Origin of the sequence: Micromonospora sp. NPDC047762 (genome assembly GCF_043204655.1) — a bacterium.
In the GTDB taxonomy this organism is placed as follows: domain Bacteria; phylum Actinomycetota; class Actinomycetes; order Mycobacteriales; family Micromonosporaceae; genus Micromonospora.
In genome coordinates this window covers 1104286-1130527 of record NZ_JBIDCQ010000001.1, presented here as the reverse complement: position 1 = coordinate 1130527, position 26242 = coordinate 1104286, and the positions used below count along the sequence as shown (strand labels likewise).

22 protein-coding genes are annotated in these 26242 nt (G+C 69.5%); 11 read left to right on the top strand and 11 right to left on the bottom strand.

What is annotated here, in order from left to right; all coding sequences use genetic code 11:
• Window positions 1-710: 710 nt before the first annotated feature.
• Complete coding sequence (locus ACGF3C_RS05500; protein WP_355004402.1) at window positions 711-965, bottom strand: SCO4848 family membrane protein; 255 nt, start codon at window positions 963-965, stop codon at window positions 711-713.
• A gap of 168 nt (window positions 966-1133) precedes the next feature.
• On the opposite strand from ACGF3C_RS05500, the gene ACGF3C_RS05495 reads away from it, so the two are divergent.
• From ACGF3C_RS05495 to ACGF3C_RS05470, 6 genes are all read left to right on the top strand, one after another.
• Window positions 1134-1604 carry a PRC-barrel domain-containing protein gene (locus ACGF3C_RS05495; RefSeq protein WP_393218997.1) on the top strand — a complete coding sequence of 157 codons (471 nt, stop codon included), beginning with the start codon at window positions 1134-1136 and terminating at the stop codon, window positions 1602-1604.
• Window positions 1605-1873: 269 nt separating this feature from the next.
• Window positions 1874-2932 (top strand): tryptophan--tRNA ligase, encoded by a 1059-nt coding sequence (gene trpS, locus ACGF3C_RS05490; RefSeq protein ID WP_393218994.1) that lies wholly within the window; start codon window positions 1874-1876, stop codon window positions 2930-2932.
• 110 nt (window positions 2933-3042) lie between these two features.
• A complete protein-coding gene (locus ACGF3C_RS05485; protein ID WP_393218991.1) occupies window positions 3043-4239 on the top strand; it encodes a low temperature requirement protein A in 1197 nt (398 codons plus the stop codon).
• An 86-nt stretch (window positions 4240-4325) separates the two neighbouring features.
• Window positions 4326-4673, top strand: coding sequence for a YciI family protein (locus tag ACGF3C_RS05480; protein WP_357227082.1), 348 nt, complete (start codon window positions 4326-4328; stop codon window positions 4671-4673).
• Window positions 4674-4675: 2 nt separating this feature from the next.
• Complete coding sequence (locus ACGF3C_RS05475) at window positions 4676-5932, top strand: RNA polymerase sigma factor (protein WP_393218988.1); 1257 nt, start codon at window positions 4676-4678, stop codon at window positions 5930-5932.
• A 16-nt stretch (window positions 5933-5948) separates the two neighbouring features.
• Complete coding sequence (locus tag ACGF3C_RS05470; protein ID WP_393218986.1) at window positions 5949-6539, top strand: HAD family hydrolase; 591 nt, start codon at window positions 5949-5951, stop codon at window positions 6537-6539.
• Window positions 6540-6543: 4 nt separating this feature from the next.
• Here ACGF3C_RS05470 and ACGF3C_RS05465 read toward each other — a convergent pair whose 3' ends face one another.
• From ACGF3C_RS05465 to ACGF3C_RS05450, 4 genes are all read right to left on the bottom strand, one after another.
• Window positions 6544-7515: a zinc-binding alcohol dehydrogenase family protein gene (locus ACGF3C_RS05465; protein ID WP_393218983.1), complete on the bottom strand. Its 972-nt coding sequence runs from the start codon at window positions 7513-7515 to the stop codon at window positions 6544-6546.
• Between the two features lie 166 nt (window positions 7516-7681).
• Window positions 7682-8749, bottom strand: coding sequence for a WxL protein peptidoglycan domain-containing protein (locus ACGF3C_RS05460; protein ID WP_393218980.1), 1068 nt, complete (start codon window positions 8747-8749; stop codon window positions 7682-7684).
• Between the two features lie 89 nt (window positions 8750-8838).
• On the bottom strand, window positions 8839-10818 hold the full coding sequence (locus tag ACGF3C_RS05455) for a fibronectin type III domain-containing protein (protein ID WP_393218977.1): 1980 nt from the start codon (window positions 10816-10818) through the stop codon (window positions 8839-8841).
• Window positions 10819-10962: 144 nt separating this feature from the next.
• Entirely contained in the window at window positions 10963-12021 is a 1059-nt protein-coding gene (locus ACGF3C_RS05450) for a HupE/UreJ family protein (RefSeq protein ID WP_357227063.1), read from the bottom strand.
• A 340-nt stretch (window positions 12022-12361) separates the two neighbouring features.
• Between ACGF3C_RS05450 and ACGF3C_RS05445 the strand changes: the two genes are divergently transcribed.
• The gene (locus ACGF3C_RS05445; protein WP_393218973.1) at window positions 12362-13024 is read left to right on the top strand and encodes a hypothetical protein; all 663 of its coding nucleotides are present in this window, start codon (window positions 12362-12364) and stop codon (window positions 13022-13024) included.
• 64 nt (window positions 13025-13088) lie between these two features.
• On the opposite strand, the gene ACGF3C_RS05440 is transcribed toward ACGF3C_RS05445, so the two are convergent.
• Together ACGF3C_RS05440 and ACGF3C_RS05435 are read right to left on the bottom strand one after the other, a co-directional pair.
• Window positions 13089-13784 (bottom strand): hypothetical protein, encoded by a 696-nt coding sequence (locus ACGF3C_RS05440; protein WP_393218970.1) that lies wholly within the window; start codon window positions 13782-13784, stop codon window positions 13089-13091.
• Complete coding sequence (locus tag ACGF3C_RS05435; protein ID WP_091396991.1) at window positions 13777-14277, bottom strand: sigma-70 family RNA polymerase sigma factor; 501 nt, start codon at window positions 14275-14277, stop codon at window positions 13777-13779. The genes ACGF3C_RS05440 and ACGF3C_RS05435 overlap by 8 nt, the downstream gene beginning before the upstream one ends.
• 181 nt (window positions 14278-14458) lie before the next feature.
• Between ACGF3C_RS05435 and ACGF3C_RS05430 the strand changes: the two genes are divergently transcribed.
• Together ACGF3C_RS05430 and ACGF3C_RS05425 are read left to right on the top strand one after the other, a co-directional pair.
• Window positions 14459-17683: a S8 family serine peptidase gene (locus tag ACGF3C_RS05430; protein WP_393218966.1), complete on the top strand. Its 3225-nt coding sequence runs from the start codon at window positions 14459-14461 to the stop codon at window positions 17681-17683.
• A gap of 292 nt (window positions 17684-17975) precedes the next feature.
• Complete coding sequence (locus tag ACGF3C_RS05425; protein WP_393218963.1) at window positions 17976-18458, top strand: class I SAM-dependent methyltransferase; 483 nt, start codon at window positions 17976-17978, stop codon at window positions 18456-18458.
• Between the two features lie 93 nt (window positions 18459-18551).
• Here ACGF3C_RS05425 and ACGF3C_RS05420 read toward each other — a convergent pair whose 3' ends face one another.
• From ACGF3C_RS05420 to ACGF3C_RS05410, 3 genes are all read right to left on the bottom strand, one after another.
• The gene (locus tag ACGF3C_RS05420) at window positions 18552-20096 is read right to left on the bottom strand and encodes a non-reducing end alpha-L-arabinofuranosidase family hydrolase (RefSeq protein WP_393218960.1); all 1545 of its coding nucleotides are present in this window, start codon (window positions 20094-20096) and stop codon (window positions 18552-18554) included.
• Window positions 20097-20623: 527 nt separating this feature from the next.
• Window positions 20624-22237, bottom strand: a complete 1614-nt coding sequence (locus ACGF3C_RS05415) for a serine/threonine protein kinase (protein ID WP_393218957.1) — start codon at window positions 22235-22237, stop codon at window positions 20624-20626.
• Between the two features lie 168 nt (window positions 22238-22405).
• A complete protein-coding gene (locus ACGF3C_RS05410; protein ID WP_357229094.1) occupies window positions 22406-22519 on the bottom strand; it encodes a DUF3455 domain-containing protein in 114 nt (37 codons plus the stop codon).
• 100 nt (window positions 22520-22619) lie between these two features.
• On the opposite strand from ACGF3C_RS05410, the gene ACGF3C_RS05405 reads away from it, so the two are divergent.
• Window positions 22620-22979, top strand: coding sequence for a low temperature requirement protein A (locus ACGF3C_RS05405; RefSeq protein ID WP_357229090.1), 360 nt, complete (start codon window positions 22620-22622; stop codon window positions 22977-22979).
• A gap of 78 nt (window positions 22980-23057) precedes the next feature.
• On the opposite strand, the gene ACGF3C_RS05400 is transcribed toward ACGF3C_RS05405, so the two are convergent.
• Window positions 23058-24173, bottom strand: a complete 1116-nt coding sequence (locus ACGF3C_RS05400) for a ricin-type beta-trefoil lectin domain protein (RefSeq protein ID WP_357229088.1) — start codon at window positions 24171-24173, stop codon at window positions 23058-23060.
• Between the two features lie 398 nt (window positions 24174-24571).
• Here ACGF3C_RS05400 and ACGF3C_RS05395 point away from each other — a divergent pair, with 398 nt between their 5' ends.
• Window positions 24572-26131 (top strand): hypothetical protein, encoded by a 1560-nt coding sequence (locus tag ACGF3C_RS05395; protein WP_393218952.1) that lies wholly within the window; start codon window positions 24572-24574, stop codon window positions 26129-26131.
• Window positions 26132-26242 lie beyond the last annotated feature (111 nt).

Genomic DNA, 26242 nt, shown 5'->3' with positions numbered 1-26242 from the left:
AGCCAGCAAAAACTGACCAGTCCGGGGTATAAATCATAATTGGCACTGGCTTTACAAGCACCCTGTTGAGTTCTCAAAGAACAACCACACACCGACCAGAAGCCCCACCTCAGTGGAACCCCAACCGGGGCTTTTCGTACCGTGTCCCCGTCGCTCTCGCGCCGGGCACTTTTACTACGTTACCTCACCGTCTTCGCCGTGTCAAACCGTGTGTCCCGGTCTGTCACGCTTCGTACGGGTCAGCGCCGGCGCACTCACGCAGCAGCGAACCGCTGCGTCAGGTCGTCGGATTCGGCAGACCGGCCGCTGCGGTTTCCCGCAGTCTCGCCCGGTTCCCTGCCGGTCGTGAACCTTACCCGGTCGGCTTCGCCGCACCAAATCCGCCTCGCGGCCGATCCGGCGAGCCCCGCCCGGACCGCGTCTCCCAGGAGCGAACCCCTGCTTGACCCGGTTGCCATCCCGTTTCGGCGCTCTAGGACTTTCGTCCCGTTTGCCCCGTTCCGCGCTGGCAGAGAGAAAGTTACGCGTCTGCGGGTTTGATCGTCAAATCCACGGGTAGCGGCGCGCGTCACATTCGTTCGTCTGAGCAGTTTTCCCAGGTCAGACCCGCTCCGCAGGAACCAGGGCTCGGCAACCATCCGTAGTGGGGGCGTCGCGCGGCCTGATCCGCAGTAGCGGCAGCGATCAGGACGGCTGCCGGGTAGCGACGATCAGGACGGCTGCCGCCGCCGAGCGGCGAGCCAGGCCCGGACGCCGAGAACACCGGCGGTGGTGCCGATAGCCAGGGATGCGGCGATCAGCAGCGCGTGTACCCACAGGAAACTGGTGGCCGCACCCTCGGCCACCGTGCCGGACGCCCAGGACCGCGGGTCCTGCCAGATGGCCACCGCGAACCTCGGCCAGATCACCCAGGTCCAGACGCCGACTCCGACCAGGAAGAGACTCCACCCTCGCGACAGCACCATGGCAGCCGAGTATGCCAGCGCACCTGCTCACCGGGCCGGCGACGCGGACGCGGCGCTCTGCCGCACCTGGGCAGGAGCACCCCCGCGTTGAGTGCCGGCTGTTTCCGGCGTCAGCGGGATGGGCACTGCGAAGGGGGACAGCTGAGGACCGTCCTTCGGAGGTGCCCCATGCAAACCTCGATCTTCAACCCCTGGGCCTGGCGTGATCCGTCCGCCCTGGCCGGCGGGTACACGCAGACCACCCCCTCGGCCACCCCTCCGGACGGTCAGGAGGGTGGACACGACGGCCCGGACGCCCCCGGCCCGGGTACGCCCGTCGTCCTGGTGGGCTATCAGGTGCAGGCGAGCGACGGGCGCATCGGCACCATCGACGAGACGAGCGACGAGGCGGACGCCGGGCACCTGGTGGTGGACACCGGGCCGTGGATCTTCGGCCAGAAGGTGCTGCTGCCGGCCGGAACGGTCGACCGGGTGGATCACCAGGAGCGCGTCGTGCACGTCGACCGGACCCGCCAGCAGATCAAGGACGCGCCACCCTTCGATCCGGCAGCGGCCGACCAGGAGTACCGGGAACGCGTCGGCGCCTACTACGCCGACAGCTACCTCCCGCCTCCTGGGGCCATCCCGCGGGTAATCTGAGGCCGTGGTCCGGACGGGCAACTGCGCATCCGAGGCGGTCGACCTGGTCGGCGACCGCTCCCTCGGTGCCGTTTCCGAGATCCCGACCAGCTCCGGCGATGGCCGTGAGCAACTTCTGAACGTCCTCCGTGCCGGTGGTCTGCGGTTTCGCGCCGGCGCGCGATGGCGGGCGACTCGCTGAGTCGATCCCGCTGATCGAGCAGGGCTGAGCCAGCCCTGCTCGGCGCGCGCCCACGCGTGACCCACCTTCGGATACGAGAGGCACCACCATGTCCGTCGCACGAATGCTCACCGGTGACCGGCCCACCGGCCGCCTGCACCTCGGCCACTACGTCGGCAGCATCGCCAACCGGGTACGGCTGCACCGGCGCTACGAGAGCTTCTTCATCATCGCCGACCTGCACATGCTCACCACCCGCAACCGCCGCGAGGACATCGACCAGGTCGCCGGCAACGCCCGCGAGATGGTGACCGACATCCTCGCCGCCGGCGTCGACCCGGACCGGGCCACCTTCTACCTCCAGTCGGCCATCCCCGAGGTCGGCGACCTCAACACCCTCCTCCAGAACCTGGTGACAGTCCCCCGGCTGGAACGGGTGCCCTCGCTCAAGGACATGGCCCGCGACGCCGGCAAGGAGGAGATGCCGTACGGGCTGCTGGGTTATCCGGTGCTCCAGGCCGCGGACATTCTCTGCGTGAAGGGGGAGGTGGTTCCGGTCGGCCGGGACAACGCCGCACACGTCGAGGTGACCAGGGAGATCGCCCGGCGGTTCAACCACCTGTACGGCCCCGTCTTCCCGGTGCCCGAGTTGATCCCGGCGGACACACCGAGCCTGGTGGGGACCGATGGCGCCGCCAAGATGAGCAAGAGCCGGGGCAACTCGATCGCGCTCTCCGACGACGCGGCGACGGTGCGTCGCAAGGTGCTCGGCATGTACACCGACCCGAACCGGGTGCGGGCCGACGTGCCGGGCACTGTGGAAGGGAACCCGGTCTTCGCGTACCACGAGGTTTTCAATCCGGACCGCGACGAGGTGGCCGACCTGGCCCGGCGTTACCGGGCCGGGCGGGTGGGCGACGTGGAGGTCAAGGAACGGCTGATCGTCGCGCTGGAGGGGTTCCTGGCGCCGATCCGGCAGCGGCGGGCCGAGATCGAAGCCGACCGGGGCCTGGTCGACCGACTGATCGTCGAGGGTACGGAACGGACCCGCCAGGAGGTACGCCAGACGGTGCTCGAGGTACGCCGGGCGATGGGGCTGACCGGCGCGTACCAGCAGGTGCGGCGGCGGGCTGAGCGGAGCCGACGCCGGGCGGACGCCTCGACCTGAGACCGGGGCGTTCGGTAGGCGGTGTGGCGCCGGGCGCCGGGTCCGCTGCGACACCATCGGGGTCTCAGCGGATCCGGACGTCAGCCAGGTCCAGGGCGCAGAATGCGAGGGTGAGGAGGATTTTCGACCTTCGTCCGGTGCCGGCGGGGCTGACGCACCGGACCACGATGTTCGAGATCTTCTTCGACCTGGTCTTCGTCTTCGCGCTCACCCGGGTCATCACGTTCATGGCGGGTTCCCCGGGCGCGCTCACCCTGGCCCAGGGGCTGCTCCTCCTGCTGCTGCTGATCTACTCCTGGTCGCCGTACATCTGGGTGGGAAACCTGGTCCGGCCGGACGTCGGCCCGGTCCGCGCGGTCACCCTGGTCGCGATGGCGGCGATCTTCGTGGCCGCGCTGGTGTTGCCGGACGCCTGGCAGCAGAGTCCGGCGCTGTTCGACGCGCCGCTGACGCTCGCCCTGGCCTACGTGCTCGGTCGGGCCGTGCAGCTCGTGATCCTGTTCTGGGCGAGCGCGACGAACCCTCCACTGCGCTCGACGCTGCGGTTCTTCACAGTGCCCGTGGTGCTGGGCTGGGTGCCGCTGATCGTCGGCGCCCTGCTCGGCGGTGCGGCCCAGACCGCGCTCTGGACGGTCGCGTTCCTGCTGAACATCGGGGGTGCCCGGCTCGCGTCCACCTTCCGGCCGTGGCAACTGCGCAGCGTGGACCACTTCAGCGAGCGGTTCGGCCTGGTGCTCATCATCGCGTTGGGTGAGTCCCTGATCTCCGCCGGCGCAGGCCCGAGGGCGATGGCACCGGTCGGCTCCGCCCTGCTGGCCGCTCTGCTCGGCCTCACCAGCACGGTCTGCCTGTGGTGGCTCTACTTCGATCGGCTGGCGTCCGCCGCCCGGGAGGCGGTCGGCACCGTGCCGGATGAGCGACGGGCCCGCGTCGCCGGCGACGCGTACGGCCTCGGGCACTCCACGCTGATCATCGGTGCCATCTATGTCGCGCTCGGCATCGAGGAGGTGATCGCCCAGCTCACCGAGGAGTCGGCGCACCCCGGCCGGCTCGGCTGGGAGGCCGCGACCGCGCTCTACGGCGGTGCCGCCCTCTACCTGCTGAGCAGGTTGGCGTTCCGCCGGCTGACCGTGGGCACGGCGTACCCCGGGCAGGTCGTGGCCGCGCTCCTGCCGTTGGTGCTGCTGCCGATCGGCCGCTCCCTCCCGCCACTCGCGGCACTCGCCCTGCTCACCGCCTTCCTGATCGCGGTGACCTGGTTCGAGCGTCGGATGGACCGTCGCGACGAACGCCCACGAAAAAGCTGACGCGCCGTGTCGATATCCCCGTCCCACGTTCGTCGTCATGCTGTACGGCGACCCGCCGCACCGAGAGGAGCCGAAACGTGAAGTACATGCTGCTGTTCATGAGCCCCATGGTCGACGGGGAGGTCGTCGACAACGGATGCAGCTTCGAGGACTGGATCCGCTACGACCGGGAGATGAAGGACGCCGGGGTCTGGGTCTCCGGGCATCCCCTGCAGGACCTGACCACCTGTACGACAGTGCAGGTCAACCCGGACGGCGAGCGCACGGTCACCGACGGACCGTTCGCCGAGACCCGAGAGCTGCTCGGCGGGTACGACGTCATCGACGTGCCGGACCTCGACGCCGCGCTGGAGTGGGCGGCCCGCAGTCCCGGAGCCGTCGGCCCCGGGTCGGTCCAGGTCCGTCCGATCTTCGAGATCGACATGCAGGTGTGACAGTGCCGGGTGAGGGGGCAGCCGTCGGGTCGTCGGTGGAGGCGGTGTTCCGGGAGGAACGCGGCCGGCTGCTCGCCTCGCTCGTGCGCCGCTTCGGTGACCTCGACCTGGCCGAGGAGGTCACCTCCGAGGCCATCGAGGCGGCGCTGACGCACTGGCCGACCGAGGGCGTCCCGAGCCGGCCGGGCGCGTGGCTGCTCACCACGGCCCGGCGTCGGGCGGTGGATCGGCTGCGTCGCGACCGGGTGTTGGCGACCCGGCTCGCCGTACTGCAGGCGGAGGCCGAGCGGGCCGATCCCGCGCCGCCCGCCGACGCGGACCGCGACCTGCCCGACGACCGGTTGGCGCTCTTCTTCACCTGTGCGCACCCGGCGCTGGCCGCGCAGGATCGCGGCGCGCTCACCCTGCGGTTCCTGGCCGGCCTCACGACCACCGAGGTCGCGCGGGCCTTCCTGGTGCCGCCGGCCACCATGGCCCAACGACTCGTCCGCGCCAAACGGAAGATCCGCGACGCGCGCATCCCGTTCCGGGTGCCGGGGCCCGACGAGCTGCCCGGTCGTCTGCCCACGGTGCTCCAGGCCGTCTACTCGGTCTTCACCGAGGGGTATGCGGCCAGCTCCGGCCCGGATCTGCAACGGATCGACCTGGCCGAGGAGGCCATCCGGCTGGGCCGGATCCTGCGTCGACTGCTGCCGGCCGAGCGGGAGGTCGCCGGGCTGCTCGGTCTGATGCTGCTGGTCCACGCCCGCCGGGACGCGCGTACCGGACCGGACGGCACCATGATCCTTCTCGACGACCAGGACCGTGGACGCTGGGACGGTCAGATGATCGAGGAGGGGCGGGGCCTGGTGGTGGTCGCGCTGACCGGCCGAGCGCCCGGCCCGTACGGCGTGCAGGCCGCCATCGCCGCGCTGCACGACGAGGCCGCCGACGTGGCCAGCACCGACTGGCCGCAGGTGGTGGCCCTCTACGACGTGTTGCTCGGCCTGGTGCCCTCACCGATCGTGGCGCTCAACCGGGCCGCCGCGGTCGCCATGCGGGACGGGCCGGCGGCGGGGCTCGCGCTGCTCGACGAGTTGGCCGACGAGCCTCGGCTGCGCGGCTACCACCCCTATCCGGCGGCGCGGGCCGACCTGCTGCGCCGGCTCGGCCGGTACGACGAGGCGGCGGCCGCGTACCGCAGCGCGTTGACGTTGGTCGGCACCGAACCGGAGCGCGCGTACCTGCTCAGCCAGCTGAGAGCCGTCACGAACGAGTGAGCTGTACCCTTCGCGGGTGAGTCTGCCTCTGCCCCCCGGGCCGTTCGCCGCGTACCTGTTCGACTGCGACGGCACCATCGTCGACTCGATGCCGCTGCACTACCTGGCCTGGCAGCGGGCACTTGAGGAGTGGGGCTGCGAGTTCCCCGAGGACCTCTTCTACGCCTGGGGTGGGCGGCCCACCGCCGACATCATCGTCGCTCTGAACGAGCAGCAGGGTCTCACCATGCCGGTGGAGGCCGTCGTCGAGCGCCGGGAGAGCTACTACCAGGAGTTGCTGCCGCAGCTCGCCGCCGTGCCCGAGGTGCTGGCGCACATCCACGACGCGCACCGGCGGGTTCCGTTCGCCGTCGTCTCCGGCAGCACCCGCGCGTCGGTCACCGCCTCCCTGAACGCGCTCGGTCTGCTGGACCGGTTCGACGTGCTGGTCTGCGCCGACGACTACACCCGGGCCAAGCCCGACCCGGAGGCGTTCCTGCTCGCGGCGGAGCAGCTCGGCGTACCCCCGGAGTCCTGCCTGGTCTTCGAGGACACCGACCTGGGCATCCAGGCCGCGACGGCGGCCGGCATGGCTTCGGTACGCGTGCCGCAACAGCGCACGCCCTGACGTCTCAGGCCACCGTCAGCAGGAGCTTGCCGGCGTACGACGTCTGTAGGCGCTGGTGCGCGTCGCGCACCTTGCCCAGCGGGAACTTCTCCGCGACGTGCACCACGAACGGCCCCGCCTCGATGAGTTCGTTGAGGCGTTGCAACTGTCGAGGGCTCGATTCGCCGTCGTACGCGCGGACCATGACGCCCGGCCGTTCCTGAGGCTCCGGGCGCACCCCGTGGGCGAACGCGACCACCCCGCCGTCGGCCAGCGCCTCGGTGAGCTGGTCCAGCGTCGCGCCGCCGGCCATCGCCAGGATGGCGTTCACCCCGCCCGGCGCCGCGTCCCGGATCCGGCCCAGCACGTCGGTCATGTCGCCGTGGCCGTCGAGGGACACGTCGGCACCGAGCCGGGTCACCAGCGCGACGCCGTCCGCCCCGGACGCCACGGCGATCACGTTCAGCCCCTGCCGCTTCGCCAACTGCACGGCCAGGTGACCCTGACCGCCGCTCGCACCGAAGATCAGCAGCCAGGCACCGGCCGACAGGCTGATCGCGTCGAGCCCGGCCAGTGCGGTCAGCGCGTCGGTGGGCATGGCACCCGCGTGCTGGGCGGGCACACCGTCGGGCACCTTCGCCACGTACTCCGCCTTGACCGACGCGTACTCGGCGTAGAGGCCGCCCTTCGGCCGCGTGGTGGCGGAGACGTAGACCAGGTCACCCGCAGCCAAGCCGGTCACCTTGCTGCCGGCCGCGACGACGGTTCCGGCGCCGTCGGAGCCGGGCACGATCGGGAGCGCCGAGCCCTCCGGCACCAGCATGCCCTGCCGCTCGTACGCGTCCCACACCCCGACGCCGGCGCTCAAGACCTTGATCAGCACCTCGTCGTCGGCGACCTGCGGGATCGGCAGCTTCCGCAGGGTGATCACCTCCGGCCCGCCGAACTCGTCGAAGGCCGCTGCCTGCATCCGCTCTGGCAGATCCCCGTCAACCATGTGGATTCCCTCTCCGTGCCGGCGTCACCGTCGCAGCATGCCGGCTGGGGAACAGGCGTGGTCCGGAGCTGAGTGCCGTTCACCCACAAGGACGAACGCCGACGCCCTGACCCGGCGGGCGAGAACCTCCGCCGGCCGAAGCCAGCCGAGGTGACCGGTGCCGTGATCAGGAGGTCTGCGGCTCCGGGCCCCGAAGCGCCTGCTCGACGGCGTCGCGTAAGCGGGCGTCCTCGCGCGCCTTGCTCCGCGCCCGGTTGCGGCGTCGGTACAGGTACGCCCCGACGAGCACGGCGATCAGCACGACGAGCACCAGCAACAGCATCCAGGGCAGGGCCCAGCCGTGCGCGGTGACCTGGACCGGCTTGAGCGAGGTGGTGGAGCCTGAGGCGTCGGTGAGCAGGGGTGTCAGAGTCGCTGTAGCGGCCAGCGAGATGGCGGGAGCCACCCCGTGTACGGGCACCGACACGTCCCAGCTCTCACCCGGAAGCAGCTCCGGCGGCGCGGCGACATCCTCGGCCCGCACCCGCAGCAGGCCGAACGGGCCCGAGACGGTCACCGCCTGCTTCCCGGACAGGGCCGCGTTGCCGACGTTGTGGACCTGGTAGGTGATGGTGGCGTCACCCTTGCTGAACGGGTTGGTCGGTCCGGCGTACGTGACGTGGAGGTTCTCGATCGCGAGGTTCGGCTTCAGCTCGCCGCCCACCCGCAACTTGATCCGGATGCCGAGGCGCCGGTCGACGTTGATCCCCTCAGCCTGGTCGGCCTGGGTCAGCGTGGTGAGGATGCCGCCGACGTAGTCCCCGGGCGTGGCGTTCTGCGGAACGTCGACAGTGAAGGGGACCTGGGCGGTCTTTCCGGGCTGGATCACGACGCTGCCGGCGTTCGGCTTCACCCAGGCACCGATCGCGATCGACTTCTTGTCTTTGGTGAGCAGGTCGAGCTGGCCGGCGTCGGTGGTGAAGCCGTCGGCCGCGTACACGGTGAGGGTCAGCGGCGCCGGGCCGCGGTTGGCCACGACCATGGCGTCCTCGACGGCACCGCCCGGGTTGACGTTGTAGCTGTAGCTGGACCTGGCCTCGCCGTAGCCGTTGGAGGCCGTCCGGACCGTCCAGGCGACGTTACCGTCCGCCGCCAGGGCGGGACCGGCACCGACACCGACGGCCGCGACGACGGCGAGCAGGGACAGTGCTGTCGTACGGAGGCGTGTCTTCCAGCGCGTTACGGGCGGGTACATGTCAGTTCCTTGAGGTGATCTTGGGAGGGGTGCAATGGGTGGCGGGGTAGGCCCCGAAGGTGCCTACCCCGCCGCATGGATCCGTTCGGTCAGCTGCTCAGCGCAGTGATCGTGAGGGTGGTGCGGTAGCTGCCCTTCGCGATGCTGTCCGGGATCTTCAGATCCAGGTCAGCGCCGAGCTTGGCGCCGCCACGCGGGTGACCCTGCGCGGCCGCGGCGAGCGCGCTGGAGACCGAGAGGCCCTTGCCCTGGTCGTCGAGCGACGACAGGACCGGGGCACCGGCCTCGGCACCCGCGCCGGCGTCGAGCACGTACGGGTTCCAACCGAGGTAGGAGCCGGAGAACGTCTTGTCGGCGTCGGAGAAGTCGCCGACGTTGGCCGAGATCGACCACGGGGCGAGCGACCGGCGGCTGTCCGACACGAGGATCGGGTTGATCTTGCCGTTGGCCTGGAAGTAGGTGCCGTTGCGCTCCTGCGCGGTACCCAGGTCGACCAGACCGTTGTAGCCGTCGATCGTCCAGCCGAACTCGCCCGGGGCCGGGTTCGGCACGTTGACCTGGATGGCCTGACCGTCACCGTGGAACGGGTGCACCGTCACGTTGTCGACGATCGAGCCGACCGGCTGGCCCTCCGGGGTGTTGACGCAGGAGAGGCCGGCCTCGACCGACGCGTTCGGTGCCGCGCAGGTGCCGCTGCGCACGTTCGCCAGAACCAGCTTGTCGCCGCGCACCTGCACCTTGACGTAGCTGCGGACGTGCTCCTGGTTCTGCACCGAGTTGTACCAGTACTTGTCCGGGTCCAGCGGGTCCGGGCCGTTGCCCTTGATGCCGGTGCCGGTCGCGTCCGGCTTCTTGATGTCGTAGTACTTCGAGCCGGAGGCCGAGTTGGCGGTCACGTAGATGACGCCGCCCGGGCCGGGGAAGACATCGGCCGCGCCCGGCTTCTCGGCCGGGTTCTCCTTCTGGCCGTTCTTGATGGAGTAGCTGCGCGAGTAGCTGTGGTCGTGACCCTGGAGCACCATGTCGATGCCGAGGTTCGAGAAGGCCGTGGTGAAGTCTTCCCGGCGCTGCTTGTTGTCGGTGTCGGTCGCGTGGCTGGCCGGCGAGTAGATGGAGTGGTGGTAGACCAGCACCTTCCACTTGGCCTCGGAGCCGTGCTTGTTCACCACGTCGGTGATGTACGAGACGTGCGCGGCGTCGCCGGCGTTGCTGCCGTCGGTCGGCAGCTTGTAGCTGTTGCTGTTGATGTCGATGAACAGCACGTCCTTGTAGACGAACCAGTAGTCACCACCGGACTTGGTGCCCGCCGGGTTCCCGTTGTCGTAGTACGGGGCCGAGCGGTCGGTGTTCGGGGTGAAGTGGTGCTGCTCGTAGGACTTGCCGCCGACGTCGTGGTTACCGATGGTGGCGACCACGGGGTACTGACGCAGCTGGTCGGGGGCCATGAACGAGGTCCACTGACCCTCGTCGTTGGCGGACTCGACGTGGTCGCCGCCGGAGACCAGCAGTTCCGCGCTCGGGTTGGCCGCGGTGGCGACCTTCAGGGTGTCCTCCCAGCCGGCCTGGTCCTTGAGCCGGTCGCCGGACGAGCCGATCTGCGGGTCACCGAAGAACAGGAAGTCGTAGTCGCCCTCGAAGTCCTGCGTCTTGAAGGCGTACGTCGGGGACCAGCTGCCCTCGGCGCCGACGCGGTACGAGTACGCCGTCTTCTCGCGCAGGTTGCTGATCGTGGCGTGCCGGTTGAACCCGGTGGTGGAGGTGTTCGCCGCGCCGACGGCGTCGAAGCTGACCGCGCCGGCCGGGAACTCGCCGTTGACGATCTCGGCGGTCGGGGCGAGCTGGATCTTCTGCGCGGTGTCGGCGGAGGAGTACCAGGTCACGATGCGCTGGGTCTCGTTGGCGCCGACGCCGAGGATCACGCTGCTGATCGTGGTGGACTCGGCCGCGCTCGCGGTGGCCATCAGGCCACTGCCGAGGGCCGCGCCCAGACCGAGGAACCCGGCTGCGACCCCGGCGACCAGGCGCCGCCGCACGAGCGCGGAGGCCCGTGTCGAGGTGCTCAATGTCATCGACATTGTTCCCTTTTCAAATAGAGAAATGGATTGTGCCTTCACCCGACGCTGGGGAAGCAATTCCACGCTTTCGCCGCCTGATGAACCGATCATGAACGTGATCTTGCGAAAGACTGCACTTCACGAACTACTTAGCCCTGCTCATGATCCAGAAACGCGCTGCACAAACCAGATCAACCCCATAATGGACACGCCCGCAGAAACGACCCCGGTCGCCCAGAGGCCGGCTTTCGGCGCACGACGGCGCAGCACGAACAGCAGCGGGAAGACGACAGCGATAATTGTCAACTGAACGACCTCGATGCCGACGTTGAACACCAGCAGCGACCACAACAGGGTCCACGACCACGCCTCGTCGATACCCAGGGCGCCCGCAAAGCCGAGGCCGTGCACGAGGCCGAAGCAGAACACCACGCCGAGGCGGATCCAGCCGGCCCGATCCAGGCTGAAGTGACCGCGCCCGACCGTCTCCAGGTCAGCCGCGTGCTCACCACGCCGCCAGATCCCCCACAGGTGCCAACCGGCGACGACGGCGATCGACAGCGCGATGACCGGCTCCACGATCACCGCCGGCACCTCGACCAGGCCGAGCGCGGCGAGCATGAACGTCACCGAGTGCGCCAGCGTGAAGCTGGTGGCCGCGAGCACGATCTCCCGAAGCCGCCGAGACCCGGCGATGAGCGCCAGCAGGAACAGGATGTGGTCGATCCCGGTCAGCAGATGCTCGGCGCCCAGGAGGAAGAACTCGCCGAACCGCTCGTACCAGGCCTGCGCCGTCGAGAAGGACGGGTTGGCCGCGTCGAGCGCGGCACTGCCCGAGCGGCCGTCGATCTCGTACGTGACGATCGTCTTTGTGCCCTTGACGTAGCCCTCACCATCCGGGAAGAGGTCGCTGCGCACCACGTGCTCGTCGACCCGCTCCGGGCAGGTCCAGTCGAGCAGCAGGTCGGCGTACGGCACGCCCTCGCGCTCGCCGATCGTCGCGTCACCCACCTGGGCAGGCCGGCAGTCCGCACCCCGGGAAGTCACAGCGAACCGGTCGGAGACGTACCGGAGTACCGCCGACGCGTGACCCTTCAGCGCGGCGGCCTGGGCGGCGGTGTCGCCCGTCTCGAACGCGGCGGTTCCCGCCTGGAAGAGCGGGTCGTCGTCGCCGGCATCCGCGGCGGACACGACGAGGAGGTCGTATTCGAGCTCCACACCGGTCCGAATGTGACCCTCATCTCCCGCTGCAATTTTCGCGTACACGGTCGACGAGAAGCCGTGCGCGGACGCCGGTGCGGCGCCCAGAAACGGAACCACCGCTGCGGCGAATCCGACAGCGGCGACGATAACGGTACGGCGGATGCGGCCTGACATTCGACTCCCTCGGTTGGCCAGTGCACGTTGCATGTCGCGGGTGAACGCCAACCCGCGCACCGACGAACCGTCGGAGAACAACTTCCCCTAACGACCGCCCACCGATTACCGGTGAACGGAATTGAGATAGGAATACGAAGAAGTACGCGCACTTTCCGCCACCACCCGGAGGACGATCACCTTGCGCCCCCCGCTTCGGGCCGTCGCCATGCTGGCCGCGACCGCCGCGCTGGTCTCCGCCTGCAACTCCAGCGACGACTGGTCCGAGCCACGTCCGGCGCCCAGCGCCCTCGGCACTCTCGGCCCGGGGTTCGTCGACCCCTCCACGAAGCCCGCGCCGGAGGCGACGATCACCCCGCGGCCCGGCTCGTGGGCCGACGTCCACCCGCCGAAGGACTACCGGGTCGTCCTGCTGACCAGCGGTACGGACAACCCGACCAAGGCCCTCGTGACGGCGGTCGAGGAGTGGGCCGACGACGAGCACGTCGACCTGAGGACCATCGTCGCCGGCAGTGCGCACGACACTGTTCCCAGCATCGCCCAGGCGATGGAGATGGGCCCGGACCTCATCGTCAGCGCGGGCAACGACCTCATCGACGGGCTCGCGCTGGTCACCCCGAACCACCTGGACGAGAAGTTCCTCGTGGTCGGCGCGGAACTCGCCGAGCCCACCCACAACGTCACGGCTGTCGACTGGGACGGCGCGTCGTTCCGCGGCGAGGGGCTCGGGATGTCCTCCACGTACGACCCGAACTCGTTCACCGCGGACCGGTGCGCGTCGGCCATCCGGGCGGGCGTGGCCGCGGTCCTCAACGACCTGACCGGGCTCGTGGTCTGGCTCTGACAGCCGGGCTGGCCGTCCCCGATCCGGCCCCGTCCACGCTCGCCCCGCGTCGGCGCAGACGGGTTCAGCGCGGGGCGGGGCCGCGATCCAGGAACTCGTACGTGGTGGTCAGGCCCTCAGGCAGGTCGGGAACCAGGGCGTTGGTGCCGTCGACCACCTGGACGTAGCGCTTGCCCTGGAAGACCGAGTAGCTGCCGTCCGGCACCTGATCGATCCGGAAGAGCTGCGTCGAGGCGGCGGCATCACACGCCCGCCCGCGTACGCTGCCCGGCGCGGCGTCGTGCACGACGGTCATGCAGATCGCCTCGGCACCGGCGGCCAGGAGGATCCGGTACCTGTCGGCCTCGGGGCGCAGCACCCACAGCGCCCGATCGTCGATGCTCTGTTCGGTGCTGGCCCGGACCTGATCGCCGTCGCGGTCGATCGCCAACGTGGCCCCGCGCATGGCGGGCAGCACGATCTGGACCTGCCGCCGGCCACCGAGGATCTCCTGCCGACCCGCCGAGGCGGTCGCGGACGGAACCACCGGCGGTGCGGCCTGGGTGGCCGGGCCGACGCCGGGCGTCTCGACGGTGTCGCGCACCTGCACCAGGGCGGTGCCGGCGGCGAGGGCCACCACGGCCAGCCCTGCTGCGCCGACGGCCGTCCGGCGTCGCCGACGCCGGTCGCTGCGGTGCCGCAAAGTCTGTGCCCCCGGCATGGTGGTGACTCGCCGGACCTCGTCCACGATCGCGGTGAGATCGTCGCGCGGATCAGCCATGGGAGGTCTCCTCCTGGTGCGCATCGGTCAGCAAACCGGCCATCGCTCTCCGACCACGGGCGAGGTACGTCTTCACGGTTCCGACGGGGGCCTGCATCTCGGCTGCCACCTCCGCGACGCTGAGGTCGTTGAGGTGGTGCAGCACGACGGCCCGGCGCTCGTTGGCGCTCAGTCGTTGCAGCGCCTGCAACAGCGCGACGTGGTCCTCGTTCAGTCCGGGCACGCCCTGGTCGACAGCGGCCCGGCGGTGTGCGCGTACCCGGTTGAACGCCTTGCGCCAACTGCTCACCGCGATCCGGGAGGCCACCCGGCGGACCCACGCCTCCGGACTGTCCGTCTCCCGCACCGTCGCCCACCGCTGCCAGGCCCGCATGAACGCCTCGGCGACGGCGTCCTCGGCCTCGGCGCGATTGCCGGTGAGCGCGTACACGTGACCCACGACCCGACCCGCACAGGCCGCGTAGAGGGCGTCGAACTCTTCGGCGTCACGCATCCGACCGGTGCCCTCCCCTGCCTCGTCCCCTGGTCACCGCCGCATGGAACTCGCAAGGGTGCACCGGTCACATCGGCGCGGGGCGCGATTGTGGCCTCTGTCACACCAGGGTGATCAACCTGACGACCTGGTCAGGCGTCATCGTGCCGACCCGGGAGACGCCCGTGGCGGAGAGGACGATGTGCGACGACGGCAACGACGCGCCCTGACAGCCGGCGTACTCGCGACCGCGCTGGTTGCGGCGGGCCTGATCGCCCAACCGGCGAACGCGCAGGAGACGCCCAAGGCCCCCGGCACCCACGGAACCTTCACCCTGATCACCGGTGACCGGGTTTCGCTGGACGCGGCGGGGCGTCCGCAGATCCAGCGCGGGCCGGGTCGGGCCGGCATGCGGTTCGTGAGCAGCCGGGAGGACGGTCACCAGTACGTCATCCCGGTGGACGCGATGCCGCTGGTGCGGGACGGGCGGCTCGATCGACGCCTGTTCGACCTGAGCACGCTCGGCGAGTTCGGCTACGACGACCGGGCACCCGAATTGCCGCTGCTGGTCGCGTACCCCGAGAACATGGCGGCGCGGGCACGGACCGCGACCACCGGGGGTGCCGGCCGGGTGCGGGCCGATCTCCCGGCCGCGCACGCGCTCGCGGTCCGCGCGGACCCTGACGACCGGGTGAAGCTCTGGACGTCGCTGACCAGTGGTACGCCGTCCGCACGCACCCTCGCCACCGGAATCACCCACATCTGGCTGGACGGCAAGCGCAAGGTCTCCCTCGATCGCAGCGTGCCGCAGATCGGTGCCCCGGCGGCGTGGCAGGCAGGTTTCGACGGCACCGGCGTCACCGTCGGCGTGCTGGACACCGGGATCGACGCCAGCCACCCCGACTTCGCCGGCCACCTCGCCGAGGTCAGGGACTTCACCGGCGGCAACGACCCCGGCGACTCGGTCGGCCACGGCACCCACGTGGCATCGACGATCGTCGGTAGCGGCGCCGCCTCCGGCGGGAGGTACCGCGGGGTCGCGCCGGGGGCGAAGCTGCTCGTCGGCAAGGTCTGCGCCACCACCGAATGCCAGGATTCGGACATCATCACCGGCATGCAGTGGCTCGCGCCGCAGACCCGGGTGGTCAACCTGAGCGTGGGCGGCGACGACGCACCCGGCCTCGACCCGCTGGAGACCGCGGTCCAGGAGCTGAGCAACCGGTACGGCACCCTGTTCGTGGTCGCGGCCGGCAACGAGGGAAAGCCAAAGTCGGTCTCCTCGCCGGCCTCCGCCGACGACGCTCTCGCCGTCGCCGCCGTGGACGCCGACGACCAGCGGGCCTACTTCTCCAGCCGGGGCCCGCGCGTCGGCGACAACCACATCAAGCCCGAGATCAGCGCTCCGGGCGTCGACATCGTGGCCGCCGCCCCCGGCGGCGACTACGCCACCATGTCGGGTACGTCGATGGCGACCCCGCACGTTGCCGGCACCGCCGCGATTCTCGCCGGCCAGCACCCGGACTGGACCGGGCCGCAGCTCAAGGCCGCCCTGATGGACTCGGCCAAGCCGACCGGCGAGGACACCATCTACGAGCAGGGCGCCGGCCGGGTGGACATCGCCCGCGCGGTCGCCCAGCCGGTCGCCACCGACATCGGCGCCATCGACTTTCCGGTGCAGCGCTGGCCGCACGCCGACGACAGCCCGATCACCCAGGTCGTCGGCTACCGCAACACGGGCACCGCACCGGTCACCCTGACGCTGGCCATCGCTCCGGCCCCGGCCGGCATGCTCACCGTCAGCCCGGCCACGCTGGTGGTGCCGGCCGGTGGCCGGGCCGAGGCGACGATCACGGTGGACACCCGCGTGGACGCCCCGGACGGCGTCTACCAGGGCGCGCTGACCGCGACCGGTGCCGGCGACCTGCGGGTACGGACGCCCTTCGTGTTGAACCGTGAGATCGAGAGCTACGACGTACGGCTCAACCACACCGGACGCGACGGCAGACCGGCCACCGAGTACACGACAGTGGCGGCGAACCTGACCACCGGCGAGTTCAGCACCCTCCCCGCGACACCGGGCGGCGGCGTCCTGCGGCTGCCCAAGGGGCGGTACGCGTTGTACAGCACCATCCACGAGGGTGCCGTGTCGACACTGCTCGCGCAGCCGGTCCTGGACGTACGAGGCCCGATCACCGAGGCGGTCGACGCCCGCAACGCCAAGCCCGTCGCGTTGACAGTGCCGCAGCACGACGCCGCGCCGATCTCGATCAACGTGAGCGCCAACTGGGACGACGGCATGCGCTACCCGGGCGTCCAACTCAGCGGAGTCTCCCTCACTGACGTCTTCTTCGGCCGGCTCGGGCCCGCCGTCGCGGCACCCGAGTTCACAGCGACGCTGGGCGTCGGGCTCGCCCGACCGGGCCGGGACGGCACCTTCCGCAACAGCCCCTACACCTACGACCTGGCGTACGTCGGCAGGGGCGACATGTTCACCGGCCTGACCAGGAAGCTGTCACCGAAGAACCTCGCCACGGTCAGGACCACCTACCGCAGCCAGTCCACGGCGGCGACGGCCACCCGTTTCCACCGCGCGTCGGCTCCCGGAGGCTCGGGCCCGATCGGGTCGAACACGCCTGTCGACCTGCCGTTCACGGGCACCGAGTACTACAACACCGACGGCGGCATCGTCTGGACGTCCACGTTCGTCGAGGGGGACAACCTCACGACGCAGGATTCGACCTTCAGGTCGGGGCGTACGTACAACCAGACCTGGAACGCGGCACCCTTCGGGCCCTCCGTGACCCAGGCACCGACCCTGTCACCCCTGGGGTACGCGGGCCGCGACGGCGACACCATCTCGATCGCGTCGGTGCCCCTGTTCGGCGACGCGACCGGTCGCCCCGCGAGCCGCGACGACCAGCCGGTGCGGTTCCGGCTGCTGCGCGACGGTAAGGAGATCGGCACCTCGGACAGCCCGTGGGCCGACTTCGCGGTGCCCGCCGGAAAGGCCACCTACCGGCTGGAGGCGACCGCCACCCGAGGCGCACCGGACACCCTGTCGACGTCGGTCTCGGTGGCCTGGACCTTCACCTCGGCGCACACCACGTCGCCGGAGCGGCTGCCGCTGACCACGGCCCGCCCGACGCCCGTGCTCGACGACACCAACACGGCACGGACCGGCCGGACCATGACGATCCCGGTGGCGCTGGACCGGCAGGCCGGTTCGAAGGCAGCGCCGAACCGCACGCTCGGCGTGTCCGCGTCGTTCGACGACGGCCGGACGTGGGTCGCCCTGCCGGTGATCCGGAACGTCGCGCTGATCAGTCACCCACGACGGGCCGGTTTCGTCTCGCTGCGGTTGACCGCCACCGACACCGCCGGCAACACGGTCACCCAGACGATCCAGCGGGCCTACCGGATCGCCTGACGCATTGCCCGGTCCGGGGTGGCGGCGGCTGGAGCCGCCGCTCCGGACCTTCATCACCTGCGCTGATCGCCTGTCGCGGCTGTCGTTCCGGTGCGGTGACCGAGGACACGGTGCACCGACTCCGCTGACAGGGTGGAATCAGAGGTGTGAGCAGAAGGCACCGGCGAGTGACGTCGTGAGGTCCACTGTTTCGACCCGCGATCCGGGTTCGTCCAGCGGTGGCACGACGCCCGCGGCGGACGAACCGAGTGGGGTGACGCCCGCCCATCGGCAGCGCTGGGCGGTGCAGACGATGGCCGTCACGCCCGACGACCAGGTGCTGGAGATCGGTTGTGGTCGGGGGGCAGCCGTCTCCCTGGTCGCCGGCCAACTCACCACCGGCCGGATCGTCGCCATCGACCGCGCCGCGACGATGGTGCGACTCGCCACCGAACGGAACGTGGGCCACATTGACACTGGTAGAGCCGAGATCCGGCGAGCAGGGTTCGAGTCGGACGACCTACCGACCGGCCACTTCACCAAGATCTTCGCGGTGAACGTCAGCCTCTTCTGGTTGGGCGACGCGGCGCAGCAGATCGCTCGGATACGCAGCCTGCTGGCGCCGGGAGGACGGCTCTACGTCTTCGGCGAGCGACCCACCGAAGCGCACGCCACCGCGAACCTCACCGCGACCGAAGCACTGCTCCAAACCCACGGTTTCGCCACGACCACGTCGAGCGCCACCCGTGGCCAGGGCCACGTGCTCACCTGTGTCACCGGCACACCGATCCGGTGAGCCTGGGCTGATCGCAGCGTTGACATGAGCCGGGCGGGCTCGGCGTGACGCCGAGCCCGCCCGTTCCGGGTCAGTCGAGCTTGATCAGACTGTTCAGCGCTGCAGGGTCAGCAGACCCGGCCGGTACGGCAGGAGGCCGTAGTCGACGCCGTCGGAGCTGGGGGAACGACCCTGGTAGAGCAGTTGCAGGTTGCAGGCGTCAACGGTCATCGTCTGGTCGGCGTTGGTGCGCAGCAGCTCACCGTGGCTGATGTCGTTGGTCCAGGTGGCACCGCTGTTGACCTTGCCGGCGAACGGGTTGCTCTGGGATGCGGCCTGCGGCGTCCACGTACCACCCAGGCTGGTGGCCGTGAACGAGCGGAAGTAGCGGCCCGTCGAGCCGATCGCCTCGACGATCATGAGGTACTTGTTCAGGCCCTGGAGCTTGTAGACCTGGACGGCCTCGAACAGGTTGTTCGTGGTGTCACTCATGATGGTCGTGTAGTTCGAGCCGAAGCTGCCGGGGAAGTTCCCGATCGGCATGCTGGCCCGGTAGATCTTGCCGTTGTCACCGGCGAAGAACAGGTACATGTTCGTGCCGTCACCGATGACCGCCTGGTCGATCGGGCCGGTGCCGGAGCCGGTGATGCTGCCGCTGAACAGCGTCTGCGGCGACGACCAGCCGTTCGGGTTGGTCGGGTCGGTCGAGGTCCGGTAGGAGAACGCCGGGCCACCCCACTGGTAGGTGAGCACCCAGATGTTGCGCGGCGCGAAGTAGAACAGCGACGGCGCGACAGTGCCGGAGTTCATCGCGTTCTGGCTGGCCGAGCCCATCTGCGAGTAGTTCGAGAAGAGGCCGAAGTTCATCGAACCCCAGCTGGACCCGAAGTCGTGCGTGGTGGCGTAGACCAGTTGCTGGCCGTTGTAGGGGGCGACGGTGAAGTCCTTCAGCGACACCCATCCCGACCTCGGGTTCGCCAACACCCCGGTGGAGGACCACCGGTACGTCGAGGGAAGGTCGCAGGTGCCGCCCGGCGGCGGGGTCGTCGGCGGCGGCGTGGTGGGGTCGGTCCCACCGCCGACGCGGACGAACTGCCACTGCTGGTTGGTGCCGTTCCAGTCGTCGTACTGCACGATGTTGCCGCCGTCGGCGGTCGAGGCGCCCTGCACCTCCATCACCTTGTTGCTGTTGCGGTTGATCAACCGGACGTAGCCGCTGTCCGAGTCGGCCAGCCGGAACTGCTGGTTGGTGCTGTTGTTGTCGCTCCACTGCACGATGCTGCCGCCGTTGGCGGTCGAGAAGCCCGAGACGTCCAGCACCTTGTTGGACAGCCGCGACTTCACCCGGTAGTAGCCACCACCGGAGTCGACGAACTGCCACTGCTGCTGGTTGCCGTTGTTGCGGGTCCACTGGGTGATGCGGGCCCCGTCGTTCGTGGCCAGGTTGTAGACGTCCAGGGCCTTGCCGCTGTTGCGGTTTACCAACACGTACCACGCGTTCGTGTCGACAGTCGCCGCGGCGGCGGGTGACGACACCACCGTTACGGCGGCACCACCGACCATCAACGCCGCCGCGCTGGCAGCGAGGACGCGGGGCAACCACCAACGTCGCCGCCGCGAAGGCGTTGCGATCGATGGGGACATATCGAGGGCAGACATGATCCTCCTCCAGTGACCAAGAGCCGAACGGCCTGCCCGAGGGTGGGCGTACCGCGACGCGTGGCCGAGCACGCAGGCGTCAGAGAGTTAGCGTTAACAAGACGCCGGCAAGCAATAGCGCACGCCTGATTCGAGGTCGACGAAGCAAGGCTTGCCCGGAAAGCCGAGGTGTCGTCGTCCTTAGGCATCGACTGTGAGCGATAACATGCCGTTCGTCAAGACGTAACGTGCTGGGAACATCTACCGCTGTCAACCTGCGGATCTTGAGGTGAAACGACTTGAACCGCATTCCCGCAGGCATCGCCCCAGATCCCCGGCCAGGACCACCGCGAGGCCCTTGAGGAGGCCCTGCGAGCGCGTTAACATCGACGACCGCCCATTGCCGATGGCTCACTGACGGTGCCGGTGAATTCCGCCTGACGGGTCGGCCGGCAGGAGCGATGGGCGCGGCGACGGTAAGGACCGATCGCCATGTGAGTCAAGGCCCACCGGGTGGGCCGGTCCGCGGGGGCCGGGGAACCCCCGAGTCAGACCGCGCCTCGATCGACCAGGCTGAACGTCGTGTTCAGCGGGGCGTCGCCGAGAAACTCGACGAAGATCTCGCTCTTGGTCGGGCTCCACTGCACCGGGCCGTGCTCGTCGTTGATGATGGCGTAGGCGGGGCGCCCCTTGTCGTCCTTGCCGTCACGGTACAACGTGAACAACGTTGCCTTGCTCGGCCGACAGTCGGCTCCGACCAGCGCCGAGTACCCTTCCGAATCGACCTTGACCCCGAGGCACGGTCGGTGGGCGATCTCCGGGTTGACCGATTTGATCATGTAGTCGACACCGACTGGTTCGAGTACGAAGAGCGCATCCTTGCCGGTTCCGTTGCCGACCTCGACCTCGCCGTGAGACGGCAGCGACAGGTCACGGTCGATCTCCACCACGTGCAGCAGGACTCGCCGCTGACCGGCCAGCATGGCCTGGGCCGGGTCCACGCTGGCCGACGGTGAGGCGGACGGCTTGCCCGACGCGGGCGTGGACGTCGTGGCCGCCGGCCCGGTCGTCGCCGGGCTACCGCTCGGCGTCGAGCCGGTTCGATCCTGTTTGGACTGCCCACTCAACAGTTGCGGACCGAACAGGAAAGCGGGCACCAGCACCGCGACCACCGCGGCGGTCGCCCCCAACGCGGTGAGCCAGCCACGCCGGCGTGGATCCGCGCGGCCGGCCTTGGCCGGACCCGATGTCGTCGACCGCACGCCTTGATCACCACCGGCAGCGGGCGACACACGTGGTGGCGTCGCGCCCAGGAGTTGGGCCGGATCGCCGGGACCCACCGGAGACGCTGCGGTCAACAGCCCGTCGAGCAACTCCCGGGACGTGGGCCGGGCAGCTGGGTCCTTCTCCAATGCGCGGGAGACCAGATCCCGCAACGGCCCACCGAGCCCGGTCAGGTCCGGTGGTTGAGTGAGGATCCGCATCGCGGTCGCGGTAGGGGAGTCGCCCCCGAACGGGCTGCGGCCGGTCGCGGCGTAGGCGACCAGGGCCCCCCAGGCAAAGATGTCCGCGGCCGGGCCCGCCGGACGGCCGGAAGCCGTGTCGAACCGCTCCGGAGCCATGTACGAGACGGTCCCGACCATCTGGTTGGTCCGGGTGTGCTGGCTCGTCGCCTCGAAGGCTCGGGCGATGCCGAAGTCGATGACCTTGATCCCACCCGGTGCGACCAGGACGTTCGCCGGCTTGAGGTCGCGGTGGATCACCCCGGCGCCGTGGATGGCGGTGAGCGCGGTGGCCACCCCGACCGCGATGCCGTGCAGGTGCGCCCCTCCCAGCGGGCCCTGCTCCCGAACCACCTGGGCCAGACTGGGGCCCTCGACGTACTCCACCACCAGGTAGGGCGGGTCATGGTCCGGGTCGGCGTCGAGAACCTCGGCCGTGCAGAACGGTGGAACCTGGCGGGCGCGGTTCACCTCACTACGGAACCGACCCCGGAACTCCTCGTCGTGCGAGAGGTCCGCACGGACGACCTTGACCGCCACCCGCCGCCCTTGCGGCGACCGGGCCAGGAAGACACTGCCCATGCCCCCGTCACCGAGCCGGTCGAGCACCTCGTACCCACCGAGGCGTGCCGGGTCACCGGGACGGAGCCCGCCGCTCACGCCGGATGCCCGCAGACCGCGACCACAGCGCGAACCGATCCGCCCATCACCCGTCCCCCTAGGTCACTCCGACGCCGGCCGCAGCCTATCGTCCGCCCACCGAATCCCGTCGATGCTGTCCATCAGTCGGCCACGACCGGGGCTGCCGCCTCGTCGCAGCTGGGCCCCCTACCGCTTCGAGGCCCAGAAGACGTAGACAGCGCCGTACGGCACGGCCACCGTTGCGCCTTCGGTGCAGGCGCCGGCCGGTGCAACGCCGCCCGACGTCAGCAGACGGCTGATGTACCGACGACGGCAACCGCTCGGACCCGCCCCCGACTACGGCGAGCGTGATGTCCCTGAGGCATCAATATGACTCACAGGCATCACGGTCGTTCGGGCGTTGCCCTCCGCACACCAGAGTCTGCGGCAGGCGGTGCGCCTCGCGCCCTACGTCTACGCCGTCGTGATAACCGGGATCATCGCGACCTCGGCCGGGGTGGACCTCGTTCTCCATGAACCCCTCGGCACCACGCCCGCGACCTGGCTCATCCTCATCGTCGGCAGGCCGGTGCTGTTCATGCTCGGACGGATGGACTCCGAGTACGTGCTGCTCGGCCAACTCCCACCGTCCCGGTTGGCCTGGCTGGCACTGCTGATCGCCACCACGCCCGCGTTGACCACGCTGGCGACGGTCCTCGTCGTGCTCGTCACCGTAGGCGTCCTGGTCGGCATCACACTCACCGACACGTGGCGCCTTTGACGCGCGACGGCCAAGGGGTAGCGCAGGCGACGGTGGTCGGATCACCCACGATCCGACCACCCGCCGCGACCCTGCGAGCTATCGGCGGCTCCACTGCTGGTTGGCCTGGCCCGTGCAGGTCCAGAGGACGAGCTTGGTGCCGTTGCCCGTACCCACGTTGTACGGGTCGAGGCAGAGGCCGGACTGCACCCCGGTGATGGTGCCGTTGGCGTTGACGTTCCACTGCTGGTTCGTTCCGCCGTGGCAGTCGTAGATGGTGACCAGGGTGCCCGGCGAGGTGCCGTAGCCGGCGGCGTCGAGGCACTTGTTGCCGTACACGGTCAGCGTCTTGCTGCTCGTGTAGGTCCACTGCTGGTTGGTGCGGCCGTGACAGTCCCACAACTGCACCTGCGTGCCGTTGGTGGTGGAAGAGCCGGGGACGTCGACGCAGCGACCGGACAGGGCACCCACGATCGCAGTGGTCTGCTGCCCGCCGCCGCTTCCCGGGTCGCCGATGCTGCCGGGCACCGCCTGCAGCGCGCTGTACCAGCGGGCAGCCATCTTGTCGTAACCGCCGGCCGTGGGGTGGACGCCGTCGATCAGGTCGGCGGTGGTGAGTGCGCTGTACATGTCGACCAGGCGTACCCGCTTGCCGGCGTTCACCTTGCTCTGCACGATGCTCGGGATCGCCGCGTTGAAGGTGCGGGCGGCCGCATTCTGGTTGCTGTTGGAGAGCGGGATGATCTGCGCGACGAACACCTCCGCGTTGGGAGCTGTGGTGGTGATCCGGTCGATCAGGGTGGAGAGCCGGTTCGGCGCGGTGCTCACGTTGTAGTTCTGCAGGATGTCGTTGGTGCCGATGTGCAGCAGAACTGTCTGCGGCCGCTGGGTGTTCAGCCAGCCGACGATGTTCGCGTCGATCTGGTCGATGCGCCAGCCGGGATGCCCCTGGTGGTCGTGGTCACCCAAACTGGCAGGCCCGTTGAACTGCGACCCGACGAAGTCCACGGTGTACCGCCCGTTGACGAGTCGCTGCCAGAGCCCGATGCGGTACCCGCCCGGCACCTGCGTGCCCTCGGTGATGGAGTCGCCGAGAGGCATCACCCGCACCCCGCCGTTGGATTCGGCGTTGGCCGGGCCGGTCGAGGTCAGCACCCCGGCGAGGACGACACCGAGCGCGGCGGTCGCCGCGAGCCATCTTGCCCTGGTTCGCATAGATTTCTCCCCTGCAGTGGCAGTGCTGACCGAGGGGTCAGGCCGTCGCGACCATCGCCGCATCGACATGACGATGCCGCCGCAGCACTGGGACGGATTGTTAACGCTAACAGCGATTCATGTAAATTCTTGTCGCTGATCCGGCCCACGTCAAGCGCCAGAAACCCAGGCACCCAGGCCGGCGCGGCGGCGGGAGGGTGTCGACGGAACAGAAGTGCACGGTGGGACTGCTGGGGCGCTGGTGACGCGTACGCCGAATGTAGGCTTTTTTCGCATAAGTACCCTTGACATGAAGATCGTTCGACTACCTTCGCCTTGGTGGCGACAACCGATTTGTTGCCCTCTGCACCTAATGCGACGTGCGGAACCTGGTGTCCGGAGAAGGGCTAGGTAGCTCGATGTCCAACTATCCACACCCGAAGATGAGCGAAGTAGCGGCAGCTCAAGCCCCGCTGTCGAGGAGGCGCCGGGCACGCTGGCTCCTCGCCGGGGTGGCCGGGTTGACCGGAGTGGTCGGTCTGGCCGCCTTCACCCCGGCGGGGATGAGCGGAGCGGCCGGGAAGCACGGAGGCACCCCCTCGAATGCCGGAAGCCAGGTCCTCGCCGACGGTAATCGGGGCAGCGGCGACGACCGCGACGGCCAGGACCGGGGCGGTCGCGACGGCAAGGAGCACAAGGAGGACGGCGACCATCGGGACAGCCGGGGCGACGACTTCCGGTCCGTACCCTGCAACGCCGACGAGCTGATCGCGGCGATCGTCCGCGCGAACGCCAGCTCCGGGGCGAAGCTCCGGCTCGCCGAGAAGTGCACCTACACGCTCAACAGGTCGGCGCCCCAGCCGCCGGTGCCCTTCGGCGCGGTCGGCCTGCCGATCATCACCCAGCAGGTCGTGATCGACGGAAACGGATCCACGATCGTCCGCGCGGCCAACGCCACCCCGTTCCGGATCCTGGAGGTCGGAACCGGCGGCGACCTGACGCTACGCGACGCCACCATCAAGGGCGGCCTGGCCGACGGCGGGCTCGGCCAGGGCGGCGGTGGCATCCGGATCGACGTCGGCGGCAGGGCCACCATCGAGAACACCAACGTGGTCTACAACCACACGAACGGCCCGGGTGGTGGTATCGCCAACTTCGGCGTCACGCGGATCCTCGGCGGGAACGGCCACGACAAGGACCGGGACGGCAAGGACCGCGACAAGAAGTGGGAAGACGGCAGCACCATCAGCAACAACAGCGCGGTGTTCGACGGCGGAGGCATCTTCAACAACGGCAACCTCACAGTGCAGAACACCCGGCTGAGCTACAACAACACGATCGGGGTCGTCAACATCCTGCCCATCGGTGGCGCCGGTGGCGGGTTGTCGAACAGCAGCACCGCAGTGCTCGAGAACGTCCACCTGGACAACAACACCGCGGGCTTCCGCGGCGGTGGCATCCGCGGTGGTATCAACTCCACCACCGAGGCGAAGAACGTCGAGGTCAACGACAACCGAGCCGGCAGCGAAGGCGGCGGAATCTTCTCCGACGGCGTCTTCAACCTCAGGCACGGCAAGGTCCACCACAACGAAGCCGGCCAACGTGGCGGCGGCGTCTTCAACCAGATCGGCCAGTTCGTGGCCGAAGACAGTTGGATCAGCGAGAACGTCGCCAGCACGAACAGCACCATCGAACACGGCGGTGGCATCTACAACGGCAGCGGCACCGTCGTCCTGCGCCGCACCCACGTCGACCGGAACCGGGCCATCGGCTCAAGCTCCCAGGGCGGCGGAATCTACAACAACGCCACGTTCACCCTCACCGAAAGCAAGGTCACCGACAACATCTCCACCCTGGCACCCGGCGGCATCTTCAACGACGGCGGCCAGGTCACCGTGGACCAGAAGACCGCCATCAGCGGCAACCGGCCCACGAACTGCACCCCCAGCTCACCGCCGGTGCCCAACTGCTTCGGCTGATCATTCGATCACCCCGGCAGTCGGGTAGTACGAGACAGGCAATCCGGTCCCGCACAGGTTCGATCAGGAAGATCGGATCTGCTGCGGGACCGGTGCCGTCGGCGGGGACTC

Excerpts from the sequence above, each read along its gene's own strand:
- ACGF3C_RS05500 (WP_355004402.1), bottom strand. The coding sequence starts at position 965 with ATGGTGCTGTCGCGAGGGTGGAGTCTCTTCCTGGTCGGAGTCGGCGTC.
- ACGF3C_RS05495 (WP_393218997.1), top strand. The coding sequence starts at position 1,134 with ATGCAAACCTCGATCTTCAACCCCTGGGCCTGGCGTGATCCGTCCGCC.
- trpS (WP_393218994.1), top strand. The coding sequence starts at position 1,874 with ATGTCCGTCGCACGAATGCTCACCGGTGACCGGCCCACCGGCCGCCTG.
- ACGF3C_RS05480 (WP_357227082.1), top strand. The coding sequence starts at position 4,326 with ATGCTGCTGTTCATGAGCCCCATGGTCGACGGGGAGGTCGTCGACAAC.
- ACGF3C_RS05465 (WP_393218983.1), bottom strand. The coding sequence starts at position 7,515 with ATGGTTGACGGGGATCTGCCAGAGCGGATGCAGGCAGCGGCCTTCGAC.
- ACGF3C_RS05460 (WP_393218980.1), bottom strand. The coding sequence starts at position 8,749 with ATGTACCCGCCCGTAACGCGCTGGAAGACACGCCTCCGTACGACAGCA.
- ACGF3C_RS05455 (WP_393218977.1), bottom strand. The coding sequence starts at position 10,818 with ATGACATTGAGCACCTCGACACGGGCCTCCGCGCTCGTGCGGCGGCGC.
- ACGF3C_RS05440 (WP_393218970.1), bottom strand. The coding sequence starts at position 13,784 with ATGGCTGATCCGCGCGACGATCTCACCGCGATCGTGGACGAGGTCCGG.
- ACGF3C_RS05435 (WP_091396991.1), bottom strand. The coding sequence starts at position 14,277 with ATGCGTGACGCCGAAGAGTTCGACGCCCTCTACGCGGCCTGTGCGGGT.
- ACGF3C_RS05425 (WP_393218963.1), top strand. The coding sequence starts at position 17,976 with ATGGCCGTCACGCCCGACGACCAGGTGCTGGAGATCGGTTGTGGTCGG.
- ACGF3C_RS05420 (WP_393218960.1), bottom strand. The coding sequence starts at position 20,096 with ATGTCTGCCCTCGATATGTCCCCATCGATCGCAACGCCTTCGCGGCGG.
- ACGF3C_RS05400 (WP_357229088.1), bottom strand. The coding sequence starts at position 24,173 with ATGCGAACCAGGGCAAGATGGCTCGCGGCGACCGCCGCGCTCGGTGTC.
- ACGF3C_RS05395 (WP_393218952.1), top strand. The coding sequence starts at position 24,572 with ATGTCCAACTATCCACACCCGAAGATGAGCGAAGTAGCGGCAGCTCAA.